Consider the following 19,124-nt stretch of genomic DNA (forward strand, 5'->3'; position numbering starts at 1 on the left):
TTGAAATTAGATCGATTACCATGGATAGATGTTGCGCCCTATGATCAAATTTTGACAAATCTTATCAGCTCATGTCAGCAACGTGATGTGAGCCTGATCTGTGTGCAAGGTCCGAATGGATCAGGAAAAAGTCGAATTTTGACAGAATTATTGTCAACCTTATCTTTTGATGCAACAGCAAGTTTGATTGCATTGAGTGGTAACGAGAATGAAGTTTTTTACCATAATGTTGAGCTATCTTCTAATTTGTTGAATGTGAAAGATGGACAGTTCCTACACAATTTTACATTAACTCTGGAATCTATTCTCAAAGATAAACAGCATTTTTATATACTAATCGATGATGTCGAATTTTTATCTTATGATTTGTTGCAAGGCATCATTCTGATTATTTCAGAAAATCCAAGGTTTAAGGCTCAAGTAACTTTGGTGGTTTTCATGGGAGTTGCACCGATTCATTTGGAAACTCGTCGATTATTCCGTGGGGCTGAGATGATTACGCTCAAGGGAATGTCGGTTTCTGAAGCAAAACAATTCATCGATAAAGTCTATCATCATACGCATCAGCAAAAATCTTTGACAATGTCCGATGTCAACCATCTGCATGGTTTGTCTTATGGCTATGCAGGGCGATTAATTAAATTATTAGAGCAATATTTAGAGCCTAACATTAAAGATAGATCGCATAAAAAGCTATGGTTAGCAATAGGATTATCAACTCTGTTGGTTCTCTTTAGTGTATGGATATTCTTTCCACATCAGGAGTCTGATGTCCCTGTAAAGGTTACAACCGTGGCGATGGTGGAAAAAGCACCACCTACTTTAGTCAAAAAAGAAGTTGTACAAGTTAAAACGATTTTGCCAGTTAAAGATATTTCTATTGATTCTTCAGAAATGATTGGTCCTTTATTATTGGATGATAAGAATCCATTCATTGGCCCAGTATCAGTTGTTGAACCTAAAGTAACATCTGAAATAGAAGTGTTAAAGGTAAAGCCAGAGAATACGGCTAAGGTTGAGGCTATTGATAAAAAAACTGTGTCTAATTATGTGATAGAATTGGGAAGACATCGCTCTAAGGTTCAATTGGAAAATATGTTGAAAGGGCGATCCATTCCAGGTAAAGCTCAATTTAAACAAATTGAAATGAGTGGATCTAAAATTTGGGTGGCTTACATTGGCCCGTATGGTAGTGAAGCTCAAGCAACACAAGGAAAGATTAAACTGCCTGCAAGTTTGCAGAGCTTACCTTTGAAAGTTAACAAGGAATTTTAACATGGGTAGACGTAACGATCATTCGCGTGATGAATTGAAGGAAATGGTGATTGTTGCCGCTGAAAAAATCTTGGTAGAAGAAGGCTATGGCAAACTCACCACTCGAAGAATTGCAAAGGAGATAGGATATACTGTCGGCTCTTTGTATATGGTGATTAAAAATGTTGATGATCTGATGCTGTTATTGAATGCTCGCACTTTGCAACTACTTTTAGAAAAGATAGAAGTGGATTTAGCAAAGGGAGCTAACTTAAAGCCTTATGATGCATTGATGCAAATTGCTGTGAGTTATGTTGATTTTGCATTTGAACATAAAGAGAAATGGCAGGCGATATTCATGCATCGTGTGACAGATTCTGAATTGCTCACAGAAGAGTATTTTAATCATATTCGTAATTTATTCAGAGTCATTGGTCACCAATTATCTCTATTGGCACCTAAATTGAATAAAGAAGAATTAGAGTTATTAACACGAGGTTTATGGGGAGCTGTACATGGCGTAACCATTTTAAGTTTGGATCAGAAATTTAGCATCGGTTCACCGATGGAATATGATACAAAGCGCGTAGTGGAAGGCGTAGTGAGTAATGCGCTTTATGGAATTCAGAATAGATCATAAGTATGGCAATTTTAACGTTACACAATGTTTCATTAGCATTTGGGGATCGTCCCCTTTTAAAAGATCTTGATTTCACTTTAGATAAAGGTGATCGTGTTGCATTAATTGGCCGTAATGGTGAAGGTAAAAGCTCACTATTGAAGGTGATTTTAGGTGATGTGATTCCTGATGATGGTGAAATTATTATAGATAGAGGCTATCGGATTGCTTCTTTATCACAGGAAATTCCTCGTGATTTAACACAAACAGTTTACGATGTTGTGGCAGAAGGTATTCCTGAGGTTGGGCAGAAGCTGGTTCAATATCATCAATTATTGCTGCAACCAGAAGCTGAAATGGATTTAGATAAACTAAGTCGATTACAACAGGAAATTGAAGCGCTTGATGGTTGGTCGTTGGATCAAAAGGTGATGACAATCATCACGCAATTAGCACTGCCTAAAGATGAAATCATTGCCAATTTATCTGGTGGTTGGATTCGCCGAGTATTATTGGGTAAAGCTCTCGTTTCTGAACCTGATTTATTGTTATTGGATGAACCAACAAACCATTTGGATATTGATGCAATTTTGTGGTTAGAAGAAATGCTTTTGAAAAATTATTCAGGTGCATTATTGTTCATCACGCATGATCGTCAATTCTTAGAGAAAATTGCCAATAAAATTATTGAGTTGGATCGTGGTGTATTGTCTGAATTTCCAGGTGATTATCAGAATTATCAGCGCCGTAAAGAAGAAATGGCACATGCTGAATCACAAGAGCGAGCTTTGTTTGATAAGCGTTTAGCAGAGGAAGAAGTTTGGATTCGTCAAGGCATTAAGGCGAGAAGAACGCGCAATGAAGGGCGAGTACGTGCTTTAAAGGCCATGCGCGAACAATATAAAGAACGTATTTCAAAGCAGGGCGTTGCTAAACTGAATTTTGAAGAAGGTAAAGAATCAGGTAAACGTGTGATTAGTGCTGAGAATATCTCTTATAGCATCGGTGATAAAGAGATTATTAATAATTTCAGCACTACTTTAATGCGTGGCGATCGTATTGGTTTAATTGGTGCGAATGGTGCAGGTAAATCCACTTTGTTGAAGCTGTTGTTTCAACAAATTGAACCACAATCAGGCAAAGTTGAAGTTGGGACAAAATTAGAAATTGCATATTTTGATCAATTACGTTCAGTATTAGATCTAGAAAAAAGTGTGATTGATAATGTGGCAGAAGGCAGTGATTTTATAGAGATCAATGGCAAAAAACAGCACATCATCGGCTGGTTACAGGACTTTATGTTTACACCAGAAAAAGCTAGAAGCCCAGTGAAAGCATTATCAGGCGGTGAATGCAATCGTTTATTACTGGCAAAATTATTCGCTAAACCTGCGAATGTTATTGTGCTCGATGAACCGACGAATGACTTAGATATTGAAACTTTGGAAGTTCTAGAAGAATTGCTATTAAGTTTCGAAGGAACTTTGTTAATTGTTTCGCATGATCGTGCATTCATTGATAAAACTGTGACATCTACTTTAGTCTTTGAAGGTAATGGGCAAATTAGTCAATATGTTGGCGGCTATACAGATTGGTTGGAAAGTAGCGAAAGTCGTAAGTATTTTGCCAATACGGAATCAAGTCAGCAATCTAAAGTAGAGAAAAAAGTTGCACCCGTTGAAAAAAAATCTAGCACTAATGAAGTGAAAGTACAAAAAGTTAAATTGTCTTATAAAGAGACAAGAGAATTGGAAATATTGCCTCAATTATTGGAGACTTTAGATCAAGAGATTGCGGTGCTTTCTCAAAAGACGCAGAGTAATGATTTTTACCAGCAAGATCATTTAGAGCAAGCCAAGATTCTAGATGAACTGGCACAAAAGAATGAAGCATTAGAAGAAGCATTTATGCGATGGGAAGAGCTAGAGCAGAAACGATCACAGATGTAATCGTATTGCTTTTGGGATCATTTATGTATAGTATCTTGAGCTACAGATAACATACAAGTTGCGAATTGTGACAGGAGGATGAAATGAGCAGTGATTTAAAAGAACAAGCAGTTAGTAAAATTCGTTTCAAAGATTTCCAGGATAAAATTGTATCTGCAGATGAAGCGGCATCTTGGATTGAAAATGGTATGACTTTAGGGATGAGTGGTTTCACATTATTTGGTGAACCAAAAGTATTCCCAAGCGCTTTAGCAAAACACGCAAGTGCAAATAACATCAAAGTGAATGTTTATACTGGTGCATCAATGGGCCCTGATGCTGATGGTGTTTTAGCTGAACATAAAGCAATCAATTTGCGTTTACCATATCAAGGTAATCCTACATTGCGTAAAGAAATTAATGCAGGCGAAGCTAAGTATATCGATCAGCATTTATCTCATACAGCTGAACAGTTACGCCAAGGTGTTTTGGGTAACATTGATTATGCAATCATTGAAGCTGCTGCAATTACTGAAGATGGTCAAATTATTCCAACAGGCTCAGTCGGTAACTCACCAATTTTTGTTGAAAAAGCAAAGCATGTCATCATTGAACTAAATGTCAGTGCACCAGCAGCTTATGAAGGTATCCATGACGTTTATATTCCAAAAGATCAAGGTGAAAACTTACGTGAAGCGATTCCTGTATTTGACATCAGTCAACGCATTGGTTCTGTAGGTATCAAAGTCGATCCTGCTAAAGTTCGTGGTATCGTTTTATCAGATCGTCCTGATACTCCATCGCCATTATTTGAAGCGAATGCTGAAACTCAACAAATCGCTGATAACTTGTTAGCATTCTTAGAAAAAGAAGTGGATGAAGGTCGTTTAACTGAATCATTGGCACCATTACAATCAGGTGTTGGTTCTGTTGCGAATGCTGTATTAAGCGGCATGGCTAAATCTAAATTTAAAGACATCACTGTTGCATCAGAAGTATTGCAAGATGGTATTTTTGATTTGATCGATGCTGGTGTTGTTAAATTTGCTGCGGCAACTGCATTCTCATTGTCAGCTAAACGTGTTGCGACATTGGCAGAAGATTTAGAACGCTACAAAGGCAAAGTAATTTTCAGACCACAAGAAATTACAAACCATCCTGAAGTGATTCGTCGTGTTGGCGTAATTTCTTTCAATACTGCTTTGGAAGCAGATATTTACGGTAACATTAACTCGACGCATGTTAATGGTACGCACATGATGAATGGTATTGGTGGTTCTGGTGACTTTGCACGTAATGCTCGTATCACAATTTTCGTGACAACATCTACAGCAAAAGGTGGAGACATCTCTGCAATCGTTCCATTTGTAACACACGTTGATCATGCAAATCACGATGTGGATGTGATCATTACAGAACAAGGTTATGCAGACATTCGTGGTAAATCACCAAGAGAAATCGCTCAGATCGTAATCGATAACTGTGTACATCCGAAGTTTAAAGAGCAAGCAAGAGATTACGTTAAGCGCGCAAATGAAAAAGGTGGGCAAACACCACATATCCTGTCAGAAGCATTCTCATGGCATGATCACTATGCAAAACATGGCACAATGGTTTTGAGTGAGAAAAAGAAATAATTTAGATATGTTTCGAATCTAAAAATAAACCCTGTCATGATCATGGCAGGGTTTATTTTTGAGTGATTTTAAAAATCATATTTATAGTGTTTTATAGAGCTCTTCTGCTTCTTTCACTTTCTCAGGGCTTGGCATTCTGCGAATGGATGTGTACGCAATAATCTTACCATCGTGATCAAATGATGGCACCACTGTTGCATAAACCCAATAATAGTTACCATTTTTACATAGATTTTTTACATAGCCATACCAAGTTTTGCCTGCTTGGATTGTTTCCCACATTCCCTGGAAAGCGGCTTTTGGCATGTCAGGATGACGTAAAATATTTTGTGGTTGTCCGATTAACTCTTCTTTTGTGTAACCAGAAATATCCACAAAAGCTTGATTTGCATGTAATAAAATGCCATTAACATCAGTGTAGGATACAATTAAACGGCCAATAGGATATTCTGTTTCTTGGTCTGTTACAGTAACAGTGCGTGTTGAACCATCATATAAATGTAATTCGACTTCGCGAGAACTAGTCATTTATGCTGTCTCCTAGTTTTGCAAAAACTAAAATTGTTTATAAGTTTGTTAAATATGTTTGATATTGCTATTCAATCATCATTCCATTATACGTCAAAGTGCGCAAACATAAACTGAGAAATGCAGATGTTTTAGGTATAATTAATCATTCAGAAGTTAAGTGGAATAGATATGAATGTAAGAGAGCGTGCAATCGCACAGGCTAAAAAAGTATTAGACATTGAAGCTGAAGCAGTAACATCATTAAAGTTAATTATTGATGAGAATTTTTATGTTATATGTGAATTATTAAAAAAATGTAATGGTCGTGTGGTTGTGACTGGCATGGGGAAATCGGGTCACATCGGGCATAAAATTGCAGCAACACTAGCCAGTACAGGTACTCCATCATTTTTCATGCATCCAGCTGAAGCAAGTCATGGTGATTTGGGTATGATTACAGCTGATGATGTTGTATTGGCGTTATCTAATTCTGGTGAAACAGATGAGCTAATTGCCATTATTCCCATATTGATTCGTCAAGGCACGCCAGTTGTGTCTATCACAGGTAATGATCAATCTACATTGGCAAAAAACTCTACGCATCATCTATTGGCAAAGGTAAAAGAGGAAGCTTGTCCTTTAAATTTGGCACCGACATCATCAACAACATCTGTTTTGGCATTGGGCGATGCGATTGCCGTAACATTAATGGAAATGCGCGGTTTTACTTCTGAAGATTTTGCACGATCTCATCCAGGTGGGAAACTAGGGCGCCGCTTATTATTGCGTGTGCAAGATATTATGGCGCCATATGAAGAGATTGCTGAAGTTTCTGAAACACACCATTTAACCGACGCATTATTAGAAATGACCAAGCATCCTTTAGGCATTATTATTGTGACTGATGCTGATCGAACATTGAAAGGTGTATTCAGTGAAGGTGATTTACGTCGCACATTAACCAACCGTACAGATATTCATGCATTAACCATGAAAGAATGCATGACAGCAACACCTAAATTTATTCATCCGACAGCATTAGCTGTGGATGCGGCCAATTTAATGGAAGAGAAGCGCATCAGCGCATTACCAGTATTGGATGCAAATAACAAAGTTGCGGGCGTTGTGACAATGCATCACTTATTGCAAGCGAGAGTTATGTAATAATGCAGCTCAATCAGCAGCAGTTAGAGGCTGTTCATTCAATTAGTCAGCCTCTTTTGGTTTTGGCGGGGGCTGGCTCTGGCAAAACACGAGTGATTACAGAGAAGATTCGCTATCTTGTGCGGGAATGCTCTTATCCTTCTAAAAATGTTTATGCTGTAACATTTACTAATAAAGCAGCCAAAGAGATGCAAGAGAGAGTTAAAGGTACTTTAACTCGTGAAGAAGCTAAAGGTCTAAAGGTCACAACTTTTCATCGCTTGGGTTTGCAGATTCTTAAAAATCATGGCCATTTATGTGGTTTGCGTAAAGGTTTTTCCATTTATGATCAGCGTGATAGCTTGTCTTTGTTAACGGATTTATTGGGCGATAGTGATGAAGCCAAATTAGTTCAAATGCAAATTTCCAATTGGAAAAATGATCACCAATCGGTGGAAAGTTTGCAGGGTTCTATCGAAGATGAGTTTATGCAAACAGCATTGCAAGCATATATGGATTATAAGGATCAATTGCTGACATACAATGCATTGGATTTTGATGATCTTATTTTTATGCCACTTCAGTTGTTGTCAACGAATGAAGAGGTTTTAAAGTATTGGCAACGAGAAATTCGTTATTTATTGGTGGATGAATATCAAGATACTAACTTGTGTCAATATGAGTTAGTAAAGCTATTGATGGCGCATAAAACTGGTTTGACTGTTGTGGGTGATGATGATCAATCGATTTATGCATGGCGCGGTGCAAGACCTGAAAACCTGCATAAATTGCATGATGATTTTCCTAATTTGAAAATGATTAAATTAGAGCAAAATTATCGTTCAACAGGGCATATTTTGAATGCGGCCAATCAAGTGATTCGCGTTAATCCGCATTTGTATGAAAAATCTTTGTGGTCTAGCTTAGGAATGGGCGATGAAATCACCGTGGATGAATTCAAAAGTGCTCAAGATGAGATTGATTTTGTCGCATTGTCTATTGAAGAAAATGCTGCGCTGGTAGGAAATGATTATAGTCAATTTGCTATTTTGTATCGTGGTAATCATCAGGCAAAAGTTTATGAAATTGCGCTGAATATGCGTAATATTCCTGTGCGTGTTGTTGGAGGGACCAGTTTCTTTCAGCAGCCAGAAGTGAAAGATATTATTTCGTATTTGAAAGTGATCGTGAATCCAGAAGATATTGCGTCATTGCTGAGAATTATTAATGTGCCTAAACGTGAAATTGGCGTAGTTTCATTGAAGAAACTTGTGGAGTTTTCCAAAGTCAATCATGTTTCCTTGTATGATACTTTGAAGCATCCACAATTAGGTGCAGTTTTGGGAAAATCTTTGGGTGCAAAATGTGCTGAATTTCATCGGATTTTGGAAATCACCAGAGACTTATTGACGAAAGGTGAGACGAAAGTTGCCATTGAAAAATTGCTAGATCAAATTGGCTATGAGGATTATTTACGTGAGCAATCTTCCTCACCGAAATCTTTAGAAAGAAAACAAAAGAATATTGAGTATCTCATTAATTGGTTGGATCAATATGATATGCCATTTGAGGAGATTTTAGCGCACTTAACACTGATTTCCATTTTAGAAAATGATAGTGAACAAAAAGATCATAATGCTGTGACGCTTATGACTTTGCATAGTGCAAAAGGTTTGGAGTTTCCCTATGTATTTTTAGTCAGTATGGAAGAGGATATTTTGCCGCACAGAAACAGTATTGATAATGACACAATCGAAGAAGAACGACGATTATTCTATGTGGGAATTACCAGAGCAAGACAGAAGCTTTCATTGACATATTGTCGACAACGTAAGCGCTATGGTGAATGGGAATCTTGTACGCCAAGCCGATTTTTAGATGAGCTCCCAGAAGAGAATATTATATGGCGAAGAGCAGGTGAAATATCATCTAAAGAGCAAAAAGAGCAGATGTCTTCAATGTTCAGTGATTTACAAGCATTGTTGAAAGGCTAGTTCAATAAAAAACCTCCATAGTGGAGGTTTCTAGTTTTAATGTGTCAATGTTGCTTTGATGGTTTCATAATCACGTTGTAAAACGTAATCAGTTTTCAAATCATCTTCTATCTTTCTGCAAGCATGCATTACTGTTGAGTGGTCACGCTCAAAAGCACGGCCAATTTCAGGTAGGCTATGTTTGGTTAATGTACGTGAAATAAACATAGCCAATTGTCTTGGTTTGGCAATATTGGCAGCACGTGATTTACCAGTTAGATCATTAGCTTTTAAGCTGTAATAGGTTGTCACAACTTTTTGAATATTCGGTAACGTAATCTGACGACTTTGAATCTCTACTAAGCTGCCGAGCGCACTTTGTGCAACAGCAACGCTTAATGGCAAACCTTTGAAGTTTGCCATAGCATTCACTTGCTTTAAGGCGCCTTCTAGCTCTCTTACGCTAGCTTTGACTGTTTGAGCGATAAAAAATGCAGTTTCTTGTGGTAAATCTAATCCCCAATTTTCAGCTTTCTGCAACAAAATCGCCATTCTATGTTCTAGTTCTGGTGGTTCAATGTTAACAATTAAGCCAGAGGCAAAACGTGATTTTAAGCGGTCTTCCATCATCTCTAATTCTTTAGGATAGCGATCACATGTCAGAATTACTTGATGCCCGCCATCGAGTAATGTATTGAATGTATGGAAGAAAACTTCTTGAGTTGTGTCTTTACCTGCTAATAATTGAATGTCATCGATCAATAAAGCATCTAAAGTTTTATAAAAATGGCGAAGATCAGAATGTGTATTGTTTCTGAAGCTGCGCACGATGTCTTCAATAAAGCTATCGCAATGTTGATAAATCAAACGTGCATCTGGATATTTTTCACGAATAGAGTTACCTACAGCATGCATTAGGTGAGTTTTACCTAAACCTGTATTGCCATAAATGAATAATGGATTGTGAGATGTTCCTGGGTGCTGAGCAACTTGCGCGCATGCCGCTAAAGCAAACTGATTTGATTTACCTTCTACGAAGTTTGAGAAAGTGAAGTCATGATTCAGATTACTAGTTTCAATGGCTGATTCTTTGATGAAGTCTTTAATAACATCACGAGATTTACCACCACGAGCTGTGTTTTTCTTATTTTTCTTTTCGACAGCAACAGGCGCTGAATATTCATCTTCTGTGCCAACACCATATTGAAGTGTAATATTAGAATCGAGTTTATCTGAAAAAGTTTCACGAATAGTATCTTCGTAATTCTTTTTCACCCAACGAATGATCATGTCCGATGCGGCTAAAATAATAACCTTATCTTCTTTAATCAAAAATTTTAGTGGGGCGACCCACATAGAAAAGTCGTCCTCAGGAATTTGGTTGGCCAATTCCTCGAGACATTCTTCAACAATTACATCCATTTTAATATTCTAGACCAATGACGGGGCGATATTGTAGCAAAGAAATCTATAATCATAAAATTATGCTGATAGATTCACGGAATTATTTTATGGGCGGGAGACAATCCGCTTTAGTGATATTTCCCATAGAGGTTAGTGTTAATGAGCAGCTTTCATCACTTTCTTTAATCCAAGAGCCTGTAGCTTCAGCTTTTAATGTATATTTTTTTGCACCTTGATTATTTGCATTATATTCAACTATATAAATAACTTTATTGTTATATCTAATTTTTTTATCATGCAAAATATTGAAGGCAATTACTTTTTCATCAGCGTCTTTTTGTATTCCTACTTTTGTAGAGTCATCTACTAAGTGAATAAGATTGTATGGTACCCGTTCAGTTAATCGAGCTTTTTCAATTTGTGATTGCATCTCAGTTAATGCCGCTTCACCTTCTGCAATGCGGGCCTTTCTCTGTGCATTTTGATAGCTAGGCACAGCAAACATCGCAATAATACCAATGATTGCGACGACTATCATTAATTCTATAAGGGTAAAACCTTTGTTGTGTTTCATTATGATCATTCCTTATAAGTTGTTATGGATCAAGGTTATTCTATATGATTTATGAATTGTCTAAAACGTTCCGACTTAGGATTATTGAAAATTTCGTCGGGCGTGCCACTTTCTTCAATCACACCTTGATGGAAGAATAATATTTTATCAGAAACATTGCGCGCGAAATCCATTTCGTGCGTAACTATGATCATAGTCATGCCTTCTTTAGCTAATTCCTGAATGACTTTAAGAACCTCTTGAACAAGCTCAGGATCTAACGCAGATGTTGGTTCATCAAATAGAATGACATCAGGATTCATCGCTAATGTTCTAGCGATCGCAACACGCTGTTGTTGTCCGCCAGAGAGACTATTTGGGAACGAATCTTTCTTGTTTAATAATCCTACTTTATCTAATAGTTTTTCTGCTGTTTCAATGGCTTCTTTTTTTGAAATACCCAAAACATGAATAGGCGCTTCAATGACATTTTCTAAAACTGTCATATGTGCCCATAAGTTGAAACTCTGGAAAACCATGCCCACTTTGCTGCGATAGTTCTGCAATTGCTTTTGATTTTTAGCCATTAAGCCTTTTGGGCCTTCTTTGAGTTCTAGCTCTTCGCCATCTAAAATTAATCGACCAGAGTCAGGCGTTTCCAATAAGTTTAAACAACGTAAAAATGTACTTTTACCTGAGCCTGAAGAGCCTAATAAAGAGATCACTTCACCTTTATACAACGACAATGAAATACCTTTTAGAATTTTCAAATCACCAAATGACTTATGTAAATCTTGTACGTCTAATACAAGTGTATTGTTCTCTTGACTCATGATACCTAAAATCTTTAAATGAAAAATTAATGTGTGATTATAACAAATAAAATTCATGACTTTGTTATAATTGCATCTCTTTTACTATAACGATATCGATAGGATGAAATTTTACCTTTCCTGTTTGACATTTTTGCTGACATCGAGCTTTGCCTATGCTGATAAATTAACCGTGAAAATTGAAGGGTTAACAGAGCATAAAACTGCGTTGACGAATGTGCAAAATGCGCTGAGTATTTATGAATACCAAAATAGAGAAGCGCCACCACCGTTGCGTGTGGAATGGTTAAATGACCAAGCACCAGAAGAGATCGCAATGGCTTTGGAGCCTTATGGTTTTTATCGCCCCACCATTAAAACAAACTTAACAAAAGATGGGGATACTTGGATTGCAACCTATACTATTAATCCTAAAGATCCCATTAAGATTAATGATTTGATATTTGAGATCGAAGGTGAAGGTTATCGAAAAAGAATTTTTAAAAATATCATTAAAGAGAGTGAGCTTAGATTAGAAGCGCCACTGAATCAGGTAAGCTATGAAAAAATGAAGGGTTCGCTGTATAACCAAGCGATGGCATTGGGATATTTTGATGTGACGTTTCCAATGCATGAAATTATTGTGAATTTAGATACTTATAAAAGTCTTGTTCATTTGGCAATGGATACAGGGGATCGTTATAAATTTGGTGAAGTGACATTTCACAGTGAATATTTTTCAGAGGAATTATTACGCCGTTATTTGAATATTAATGAAGAGACTGAGTTTTCTGATACGCGAACGCTTGAGTTGCAACAAGATCTGGATGCCGCAGATTATTTTGAAGAAGTTATTATTGCGCCAACGGTGGATCATCAAACGAAAACTGTCCCTTTAGATATTACAGTTTCACCTAAGAAGAAGCGCGTATTCAGTGCAGGTATTGGTTATAGCACAGACATTGGTATGAGATTGTCAGGTTTGGGCACTTGGCGCTATTTGAATAAAATGGGCCATAAGTTTAATGTTGATCTATTGCTCGCTCAAAAGCAAAGACGCGCCATTTTTAATTATCGAATTCCTGGTAAGAGACCTGCAACAAGTTTTTATGATATCTATTTTAGATATAATTATGAAGATACAAAATATCGTGATTACACTACATTTTTAATTGGTGCTTCGAGCACACATAAAAAAGAAGGTTTCAAACAAGTATATGCATTGGATTATCGTAATGATAAATTCAGAACGCCTTACGGTGTTAGAATGCATACTAAGTTACTTGTGCCATCTGCAACTTTTACTTGGGATAATATTGTCAATCCTATTTTTGAAGAATGGGTGTTAAAAGGTTCAGTGATGGTGCGCGGTGCATCTAAAAATATTGGTTCGGATATTAACTTTGTTCAAGTCAAAGCAGAAGGTACAGCGGCGATTCCAATTGCGAAAAATGATCGTGTGATTTTAAGAGGGCAGATTGGGCATACATTCATTGCGTCTAAAGATTTGTACCATTTGAGTCCTGCATTATTATTCCAAACAGGCGGTGATAATTCTGTGCGTGGTTATCGTTATAACGGAATAGGGCAGCGAGGTTATCAAGACGATGAAATTTATGGCGGGAAAAAGCTCATTGTGGGAAGCTTTGAATGGGAGCATAAATTCACAAAAGAATTTGCAGGTGTTGCATTTGTCGATGCGGGTGATGCATTCAATGGTAATAAACCTAATCTAAAGTTTGGTGCAGGTTTGGGCGTTCGTTGGTTCTCGCAAATTGGTGTGGTGAAATTCGATATTGCTCATGGTTTTGATAAAGATTATGGGGATAATGTGCGTTTCCACTTGAATATTGGTAAGGAAATATGATTCCTGCTTGGTATCCAGTTGTTTTTAATCAGCATCGTGATTTATTGAATCAATATGATCACTTGTACATTGGGTTAAGTGCGGGAATTGATTCCAATATGCTCTTGCATTGGTTGCATACTTATCGTGAAAGTTTGCCACCAATTACAGCGATTCATGTGAATCACCAATGGCATGGTGAAGATTCTTTTATTTGGGCAGATTTTGCAAAAAATAGTGCGCAGCGTTATGGCATTGATTTTATTAATTATGATGTTGTGATTGATATTGATCAAAAAGGTGCAGAAGCTTGTGGCCGAGAGGCTCGCTATATAAAATTTGCTGAAACAATGGTTAAAAATGGTTTATTGGTGGTTGCCCATCATCGTTCTGATCAAGCAGAAACTTTAATGTATCGCTTGCTTCGTGGCTCTGGCACATTAGGCTTGGGTGGGATGCGGGCATTTACGCAGTTGAAATTTGGCGAACATGCATTATCTGTGTGCCGTCCATTCTTATCCATTTCAAAGTCAGAGTTATATCAAGCGGGCAAATCCATGAATGTGCCTTGGATGGAGGATTATACAAATCATGGTACAGAAGAGGCACGTAACCAGATTCGGAATGCTATTTTTCCAGTTGTCGCGCAATATTTCCCCCATTATGAGCAAACATTTGCCCGAAGTGCACAGCTGATTCAAGAAAGCGATTTGTTGTTATCAGAGATCGCACAAGAGGATTATGCAAGTTTATATAAAGACTCAGCAGAATATTTGGATTTATCGCCACTTCAAGCATTGTCTGAATTACGTCAGCGAAATGTATTGCGTTATTGGTTGAAATTACATGATGTGATCTTAGAAAAGCGCCAGTTTGATGAGTTTTTATCAATGTTTATTGCGAAAAAAGCAACTTCGCAAAGCTGTTTTATGATGGATGATTGGGAGATTCGTGCTTTTAAGAATCGATTGTATTTTATGCCAAAAACAGCAGATGTAGATATAGTTGATGATGATTATGAATGGATGGTAACTGAAAATGCGCCATCGTTAGATTTTTGGGAATCATTTAATCTAGAGTTGGTTGATCGTGAGGATGGTTTAGTTTTTCATCCAGTATGGCGAGATAGATCACAAACCTTGAAAAAATTATTACAAGAAATAGAATTAGAATCATGGTTGCGATCCAAAGTGAAAATTTTGCGCGATAAAGATTCTGGGCAAATCATTTGGGTGCAACATTTGGGATTGCATCATTTATATAAGGATATATGTCAGCCCAATGGACATATGCCCGTCATCATTGAAAAACACAAATTATTAGGAGTTTAGTCAATGTTCCGCCAGCCAGATTTATCACAGTCAAAACAGCCTCAAGCACATTATGATTATGATGGTTTATCCGGTGGTTGGTTGTGGTTTCCTTGGTGGGTGCATTTGTGTGTTGCATTATTGGCTTGGCCAATCAGTTGGTGGATTTTGCCTATTTTGCCATTCCAAAATCAGGCAATCAGTGAATTTTTATCCAATTATCGCATGCAAATTGCGAGTGCAATTTCTATATTAACTGTCATAACAGCGGCGCTAAGTTATATTAAAGCTGAAAAAATACGAAAAAGAGATGCGGATAAGTTGCGTGCTAGATCGAAACCTGTAAAGTCGGCTCAGGCAAAAAATACCAAGAAAAAAACAGTCGTTAAAGACAATAAAGAAAATGTTGAGTCAAAACCTAAAAAAACTCGGAAAGCTACTAAGGTTGTGGATGAGAAGGTTAAAAGTACAGCGGTGAAAAAGAAAAGAGCGCCCAAAAAGAAAAATGATAAACAGCAGCAATTGGATTTTTCAGAATGATGAATGGCATGGATATAATCGAAAAAGGAGAAGGTTATATGCAAATCGTATTGATTAGTGGTTTATCAGGTGCGGGTAAATCCATTGCGCTTGAAACATTTGAGGATGAAGGCTTTTTCTGTGTTGACAATTTACCACTAAGTTTTGTGTTGTCATTCATCGAAAAATTTTCGGAAGAATCATCCCATAAGCGTTTAGCAATTGTAGTGGATGCTCGAGGATTTCCAGATGATTTAAGTGAGGCAAAAGAGATTTTTGCTTCGTTAAATGAGTTGCCTGAGTATATCGATTTTGTTTTTTTAGATGCCACAAGTGAGGCGATTGTGCAGCGTTATCGTGATACGCGTCGTCGACATCCTTTTTATCAAGCGCATTTGAGTTTATTGGACACAATAGAGCACGAAAGATCTCTTTTGCAGCCATTGAAAGCCTATATGGATTTACATATTGATACATCGTGCTTAAGCGTTCATGATCTGCGTGCTTTTATTAAGAAGCAGCTCTTAAATAAGCATGATCAGCATCAGTTATCCATTCAGGTTGAGTCTTTTGGTTTTAAACATGGAACGCCGTTGAATGCAGATTTTATATTTGATGCTCGTTGTTTGACTAATCCACACTGGGAGCCAATGCTTCGTCCAAAAACAGGGCGGGACATTGAGGTGTCTGATTATTTGGCAGGCCATGAAGATGTACAAACTTATTTAAAAGATTTGGAAGATTTTTTTTATACGTGGTTGCCAAGATTTGAGCAAGGCACTCGTGCATATCTAACAATCGCGATTGGCTGTACAGGTGGGCAGCATCGTTCGGTTTATTTGGTGGAGCAGTTAGCAAAAGTGATCGCCCAGCGCTATCCGCTAATTGTGAAGCATCGTGAATTACACATCACGCACTCTTTTCAAAAACATTCGGAGGAACAATGAATATTGACGGTAAATTATTTGCAGAAGGTTTACGTGCAAAGTTAACAGAACAGATCGCAACATTAAAAGCAGATCATGGCATTACGCCTGGATTGACTGTTGTGTTGGTGGGCGAAGATCCTGCGAGTCAAGTTTATGTGCGTAATAAGCAAAAATTTGCAGAAGAGTGTGGTATGAACTCTGTGACGATTAAAAAAAGCGCTGAAACAACGCAGGAAGAGTTGTTACAGTTGATTCAAGATTTGAATCATGATTCATCTGTGCATGGTATTTTGGTGCAATTACCATTGCCAAAACACATTCATGAGCAAACCGTATTGCAGTCAATTTTGCCAGAAAAAGATGTGGATGGTTTTCATCCTGTAAATGTTGGTCGTTTATCTATTGGTGAGCCTTCATTGATTCCATGTACACCGTTGGGTTCATTGTTATTACTGAAAGATAAATTAGGCAATTTAACAGGTAAGAAGGCTGTGATTGTTGGTCGTTCTAATATTGTTGGTAAGCCAATGTTTCAACTTTTATTAAGAGAAAATTGCACTGTAACAGTGGCACATTCCAGAACTGAAAATCTGCCTGAAGTATGTCGTGAGGCGGATATTATTGTGGCTGCTGTCGGTCAGCCTCGTTTAATCAAAGGTGAATGGGTTAAAGAAGGTGCAACTGTGATAGATGTTGGCATCAACCGTATAGAAGAAAATGGTAAAAATCGTTTAGTGGGCGATGTTGATTTTGATGAAGTTGCGCCAAAAGCTGCATTCATCACACCAGTTCCTGGTGGTGTTGGTCCGATGACGATCGCATGTTTGTTGCGTAATACATTATCTGCAACATGTATGCAAAACGGTATTGCCGATCCAAATCAGTTAAATTGATCAATCTTTGATCACTGTAAAATGTGATATTGACAAGGAAGGAGAAGCGCGTATAATTTGCTTCTCATTGCGAGAGTGGCGAAATTGGTAGACGCACTGGATTTAGGTTCCAGCGGGCGACCGTGAGAGTTCGAGTCTCTCCTCTCGCACCAGGTGATAAAGGTGCGTTTTATACGCACCTTTTTTTATTTTTAAATTAAAATTGGGTGCTCAAATTATGTCAGCAGTTGAAGTATTAGAAGGTTTAAAACGTCGCGTACAAATTGCATTGGACGCAGCTGAAGTTTCATTAGAAAAAGAAAAGCGTTTGAAAGAAGTTTCTAAACGTATTCGTTTGGATGGCTTCCGTCCTGGTAAAGTACCTGTAAAAGTTGTTGAAAAAATGCACGGTGCTGAAATCGAAAATGAAATTATCAATGATAAAATCAATGAAGCTTTCAGATTAGCGATCAAAGATACAGATGTAAAACCAGCTGGTTACCCTGTCATCGTTCCTTCTGAAACTGCGGGCGATTTGCAGTTTAATGTTGAATTTGAAGTGATGCCAGAAGTTAAATTGAATGATTTAACAGCTTTGGAAATCGTTAAAAAAACTGCATCTGTAGAAGCAGCTGATGTTGATACAATGTTAGATACATTGCGTAAACAGCAAGCAACTTGGGTGAAAGAAGATCGTGCAGCTGAAAACAGCGATAAATTAACTGTTGATTTTGTTGGTCGCGTTGATGGTGAAGAGTTTGAAGGTGGTAAAGGCACTGATGTTGCGATCGTATTGGGCGCAAACACAATGATCCCAGGTTTTGAATCATCATTGGTTGGTGTAAAAGCTGGTGAAACTCGCACTATCTCTGTAACATTCCCAGAAGATTATCATGCAGCAGGTTTAAAAGGTAAGCCAGCTGAGTTTGATGTAACGGTTCACTCTGTAGAATCTCCTGTATTACCAGAAATGAACGAAGAGTTTGCAAAAACTTTCGGTATCGAAGATGGCAATGTGGATAAGTTACGTGAAGAATTAGAAAAAAACATGGTTCGTGAATTGAAAAATGTTTTGAATAATCAATTGAAAACAAGCGTAATGACTGCATTGGGTGAAGCTAATCCTGTTGAAGTACCTGAAGCTTTGGTAATGGGTGAAGTTCAGGCAATGGCTCAACAATCGAACTTCCCACAGCCAAAAGATAAAGAGCAAGCTGAACAATTTATGAAAATTGCTCAACAAGCATTTGGTGCAGAAGCTGAAAAGCGTGCACGTTTAGGTTTGATCTTGGGCGAATTGGTTAAAGATCAAAAAATTGAATTGGATGAAAAATTTGTTGATGCACGTTTAGATAACTTGGCGGCAACTTATGAAGATCCAGAAGAAGTGAAAACTCATTTCAAAAATGATGAAAAAACAATGCAACAATTGCGTAACTTGGCATTAGAAGATCAAATCATTGATTTCGTTGTTGCTAAGGCTAAAGTTGTAGAAGAGGCATCTAACTTCCAAGAAATGATGAATCCTAAGCAAGCATAATTTATAGTTAAGTTTATGAAAGCCCGATAAAATCGGGCTTTTTTATTGCTCGGAATATTTTGCAGAAGAGGGCTTGCAAAGTCATAAATCTCTCGCTATAGTTGAGAAACGTGTCAAAAAACGTTTACTTATCAAGAGTGGTGGAGGGAATGGCCCTGTGAAACCCGGCAACCTATCAGCTGACAAGGTGCTAACTCCTCCAAAGATCATTGGAAGATAAGTGTGTGCGCAAGTACTCTATAAGATTAAACGTTAAAATTCTAATGATAAGGAGT

16 protein-coding genes, 1 tRNA gene and 1 riboswitch are annotated in these 19,124 nt (G+C 37.5%); of the genes, 13 read left to right on the top strand and 4 right to left on the bottom strand.

Going from position 1 to position 19,124, the window contains the following annotated elements; translation table 11 throughout:
* From ACA100_RS05620 to ACA100_RS05635, 4 genes are all read left to right on the top strand, one after another.
* Window positions 1-1,275: a hypothetical protein gene (locus tag ACA100_RS05620; protein ID WP_481078987.1), complete on the top strand. Its 1,275-nt coding sequence runs from the start codon at window positions 1-3 to the stop codon at window positions 1,273-1,275.
* A gap of 1 nt (window position 1,276) precedes the next feature.
* Window positions 1,277-1,894 (top strand): TetR/AcrR family transcriptional regulator, encoded by a 618-nt coding sequence (locus ACA100_RS05625; protein ID WP_481078988.1) that lies wholly within the window; start codon window positions 1,277-1,279, stop codon window positions 1,892-1,894.
* Window positions 1,895-1,896: 2 nt separating this feature from the next.
* On the top strand, window positions 1,897-3,822 hold the full coding sequence (locus tag ACA100_RS05630; RefSeq protein ID WP_481078989.1) for an ATP-binding cassette domain-containing protein: 1,926 nt from the start codon (window positions 1,897-1,899) through the stop codon (window positions 3,820-3,822).
* Between the two features lie 83 nt (window positions 3,823-3,905).
* Window positions 3,906-5,438 (top strand): succinate CoA transferase, encoded by a 1,533-nt coding sequence (locus ACA100_RS05635; protein ID WP_481078990.1) that lies wholly within the window; start codon window positions 3,906-3,908, stop codon window positions 5,436-5,438.
* An 81-nt stretch (window positions 5,439-5,519) separates the two neighbouring features.
* On the opposite strand, the gene ACA100_RS05640 is transcribed toward ACA100_RS05635, so the two are convergent.
* Window positions 5,520-5,966 (bottom strand): PAS domain-containing protein, encoded by a 447-nt coding sequence (locus ACA100_RS05640; RefSeq protein ID WP_481078991.1) that lies wholly within the window; start codon window positions 5,964-5,966, stop codon window positions 5,520-5,522.
* A gap of 171 nt (window positions 5,967-6,137) precedes the next feature.
* Between ACA100_RS05640 and ACA100_RS05645 the strand changes: the two genes are divergently transcribed.
* Together ACA100_RS05645 and ACA100_RS05650 are read left to right on the top strand one after the other, a co-directional pair.
* A complete protein-coding gene (locus ACA100_RS05645; RefSeq protein ID WP_481078992.1) occupies window positions 6,138-7,112 on the top strand; it encodes a KpsF/GutQ family sugar-phosphate isomerase in 975 nt (324 codons plus the stop codon).
* A 2-nt stretch (window positions 7,113-7,114) separates the two neighbouring features.
* On the top strand, window positions 7,115-9,085 hold the full coding sequence (locus ACA100_RS05650; RefSeq protein WP_481078993.1) for a UvrD-helicase domain-containing protein: 1,971 nt from the start codon (window positions 7,115-7,117) through the stop codon (window positions 9,083-9,085).
* A gap of 36 nt (window positions 9,086-9,121) precedes the next feature.
* Here ACA100_RS05650 and dnaA read toward each other — a convergent pair whose 3' ends face one another.
* The 3 genes from dnaA to ACA100_RS05665 all read right to left on the bottom strand — a co-directional run bounded on the left by dnaA (window position 9,122) and on the right by ACA100_RS05665 (window position 11,854).
* Window positions 9,122-10,486, bottom strand: coding sequence for a chromosomal replication initiator protein DnaA (dnaA, locus tag ACA100_RS05655; protein WP_481078994.1), 1,365 nt, complete (start codon window positions 10,484-10,486; stop codon window positions 9,122-9,124).
* An 82-nt stretch (window positions 10,487-10,568) separates the two neighbouring features.
* Window positions 10,569-11,042 carry a type IV pilin protein gene (locus ACA100_RS05660; protein ID WP_481078995.1) on the bottom strand — a complete coding sequence of 158 codons (474 nt, stop codon included), beginning with the start codon at window positions 11,040-11,042 and terminating at the stop codon, window positions 10,569-10,571.
* 35 nt (window positions 11,043-11,077) lie between these two features.
* Window positions 11,078-11,854, bottom strand: a complete 777-nt coding sequence (locus ACA100_RS05665) for an ABC transporter ATP-binding protein (RefSeq protein WP_481078996.1) — start codon at window positions 11,852-11,854, stop codon at window positions 11,078-11,080.
* A 103-nt stretch (window positions 11,855-11,957) separates the two neighbouring features.
* Between ACA100_RS05665 and ACA100_RS05670 the strand changes: the two genes are divergently transcribed.
* The 7 genes from ACA100_RS05670 (at window position 11,958) to tig (ending at window position 18,849) form a co-directional block, all read left to right on the top strand.
* Complete coding sequence (locus ACA100_RS05670) at window positions 11,958-13,700, top strand: autotransporter assembly complex protein TamA (protein WP_481078997.1); 1,743 nt, start codon at window positions 11,958-11,960, stop codon at window positions 13,698-13,700.
* Entirely contained in the window at window positions 13,697-15,010 is a 1,314-nt protein-coding gene (tilS, locus tag ACA100_RS05675; protein ID WP_481078998.1) for a tRNA lysidine(34) synthetase TilS, read from the top strand. The genes ACA100_RS05670 and tilS overlap by 4 nt, the downstream gene beginning before the upstream one ends.
* A 3-nt stretch (window positions 15,011-15,013) precedes the next feature.
* The gene (locus tag ACA100_RS05680) at window positions 15,014-15,529 is read left to right on the top strand and encodes a hypothetical protein (RefSeq protein WP_481078999.1); all 516 of its coding nucleotides are present in this window, start codon (window positions 15,014-15,016) and stop codon (window positions 15,527-15,529) included.
* 38 nt (window positions 15,530-15,567) lie between these two features.
* On the top strand, window positions 15,568-16,455 hold the full coding sequence (gene rapZ / locus ACA100_RS05685) for an RNase adapter RapZ (protein WP_481079000.1): 888 nt from the start codon (window positions 15,568-15,570) through the stop codon (window positions 16,453-16,455).
* A complete protein-coding gene (folD, locus tag ACA100_RS05690) occupies window positions 16,452-17,330 on the top strand; it encodes a bifunctional methylenetetrahydrofolate dehydrogenase/methenyltetrahydrofolate cyclohydrolase FolD (RefSeq protein WP_481079001.1) in 879 nt (292 codons plus the stop codon). The genes rapZ and folD overlap by 4 nt, the downstream gene beginning before the upstream one ends.
* A 69-nt stretch (window positions 17,331-17,399) precedes the next feature.
* Window positions 17,400-17,482, top strand: a tRNA-Leu gene (locus ACA100_RS05695).
* Between the two features lie 65 nt (window positions 17,483-17,547).
* Window positions 17,548-18,849 (top strand): trigger factor, encoded by a 1,302-nt coding sequence (gene tig, locus ACA100_RS05700; RefSeq protein WP_481079002.1) that lies wholly within the window; start codon window positions 17,548-17,550, stop codon window positions 18,847-18,849.
* A 125-nt stretch (window positions 18,850-18,974) separates the two neighbouring features.
* Window positions 18,975-19,072: riboswitch (SAM riboswitch) on the top strand.
* Window positions 19,073-19,124: the final 52 nt, after the last annotated feature.

The organism is Wohlfahrtiimonas sp. XWW7, from assembly GCF_056716055.1.

Bases quoted from the DNA above. Each gene is read 5' to 3' on its own strand.
- ACA100_RS05625 (WP_481078988.1), top strand. From the start codon at position 1,277: ATGGGTAGACGTAACGATCATTCGCGTGATGAATTGAAGGAAATGGTG.
- ACA100_RS05630 (WP_481078989.1), top strand. From the start codon at position 1,897: ATGGCAATTTTAACGTTACACAATGTTTCATTAGCATTTGGGGATCGT.
- ACA100_RS05635 (WP_481078990.1), top strand. From the start codon at position 3,906: ATGAGCAGTGATTTAAAAGAACAAGCAGTTAGTAAAATTCGTTTCAAA.
- ACA100_RS05640 (WP_481078991.1), bottom strand. From the start codon at position 5,966: ATGACTAGTTCTCGCGAAGTCGAATTACATTTATATGATGGTTCAACA.
- ACA100_RS05645 (WP_481078992.1), top strand. From the start codon at position 6,138: ATGAATGTAAGAGAGCGTGCAATCGCACAGGCTAAAAAAGTATTAGAC.
- ACA100_RS05650 (WP_481078993.1), top strand. From the start codon at position 7,115: ATGCAGCTCAATCAGCAGCAGTTAGAGGCTGTTCATTCAATTAGTCAG.
- dnaA (WP_481078994.1), bottom strand. From the start codon at position 10,486: ATGGATGTAATTGTTGAAGAATGTCTCGAGGAATTGGCCAACCAAATT.
- ACA100_RS05660 (WP_481078995.1), bottom strand. From the start codon at position 11,042: ATGAAACACAACAAAGGTTTTACCCTTATAGAATTAATGATAGTCGTC.
- ACA100_RS05665 (WP_481078996.1), bottom strand. From the start codon at position 11,854: ATGAGTCAAGAGAACAATACACTTGTATTAGACGTACAAGATTTACAT.
- ACA100_RS05670 (WP_481078997.1), top strand. From the start codon at position 11,958: ATGAAATTTTACCTTTCCTGTTTGACATTTTTGCTGACATCGAGCTTT.
- tilS (WP_481078998.1), top strand. From the start codon at position 13,697: ATGATTCCTGCTTGGTATCCAGTTGTTTTTAATCAGCATCGTGATTTA.
- ACA100_RS05680 (WP_481078999.1), top strand. From the start codon at position 15,014: ATGTTCCGCCAGCCAGATTTATCACAGTCAAAACAGCCTCAAGCACAT.
- rapZ (WP_481079000.1), top strand. From the start codon at position 15,568: ATGCAAATCGTATTGATTAGTGGTTTATCAGGTGCGGGTAAATCCATT.
- folD (WP_481079001.1), top strand. From the start codon at position 16,452: ATGAATATTGACGGTAAATTATTTGCAGAAGGTTTACGTGCAAAGTTA.
- tig (WP_481079002.1), top strand. From the start codon at position 17,548: ATGTCAGCAGTTGAAGTATTAGAAGGTTTAAAACGTCGCGTACAAATT.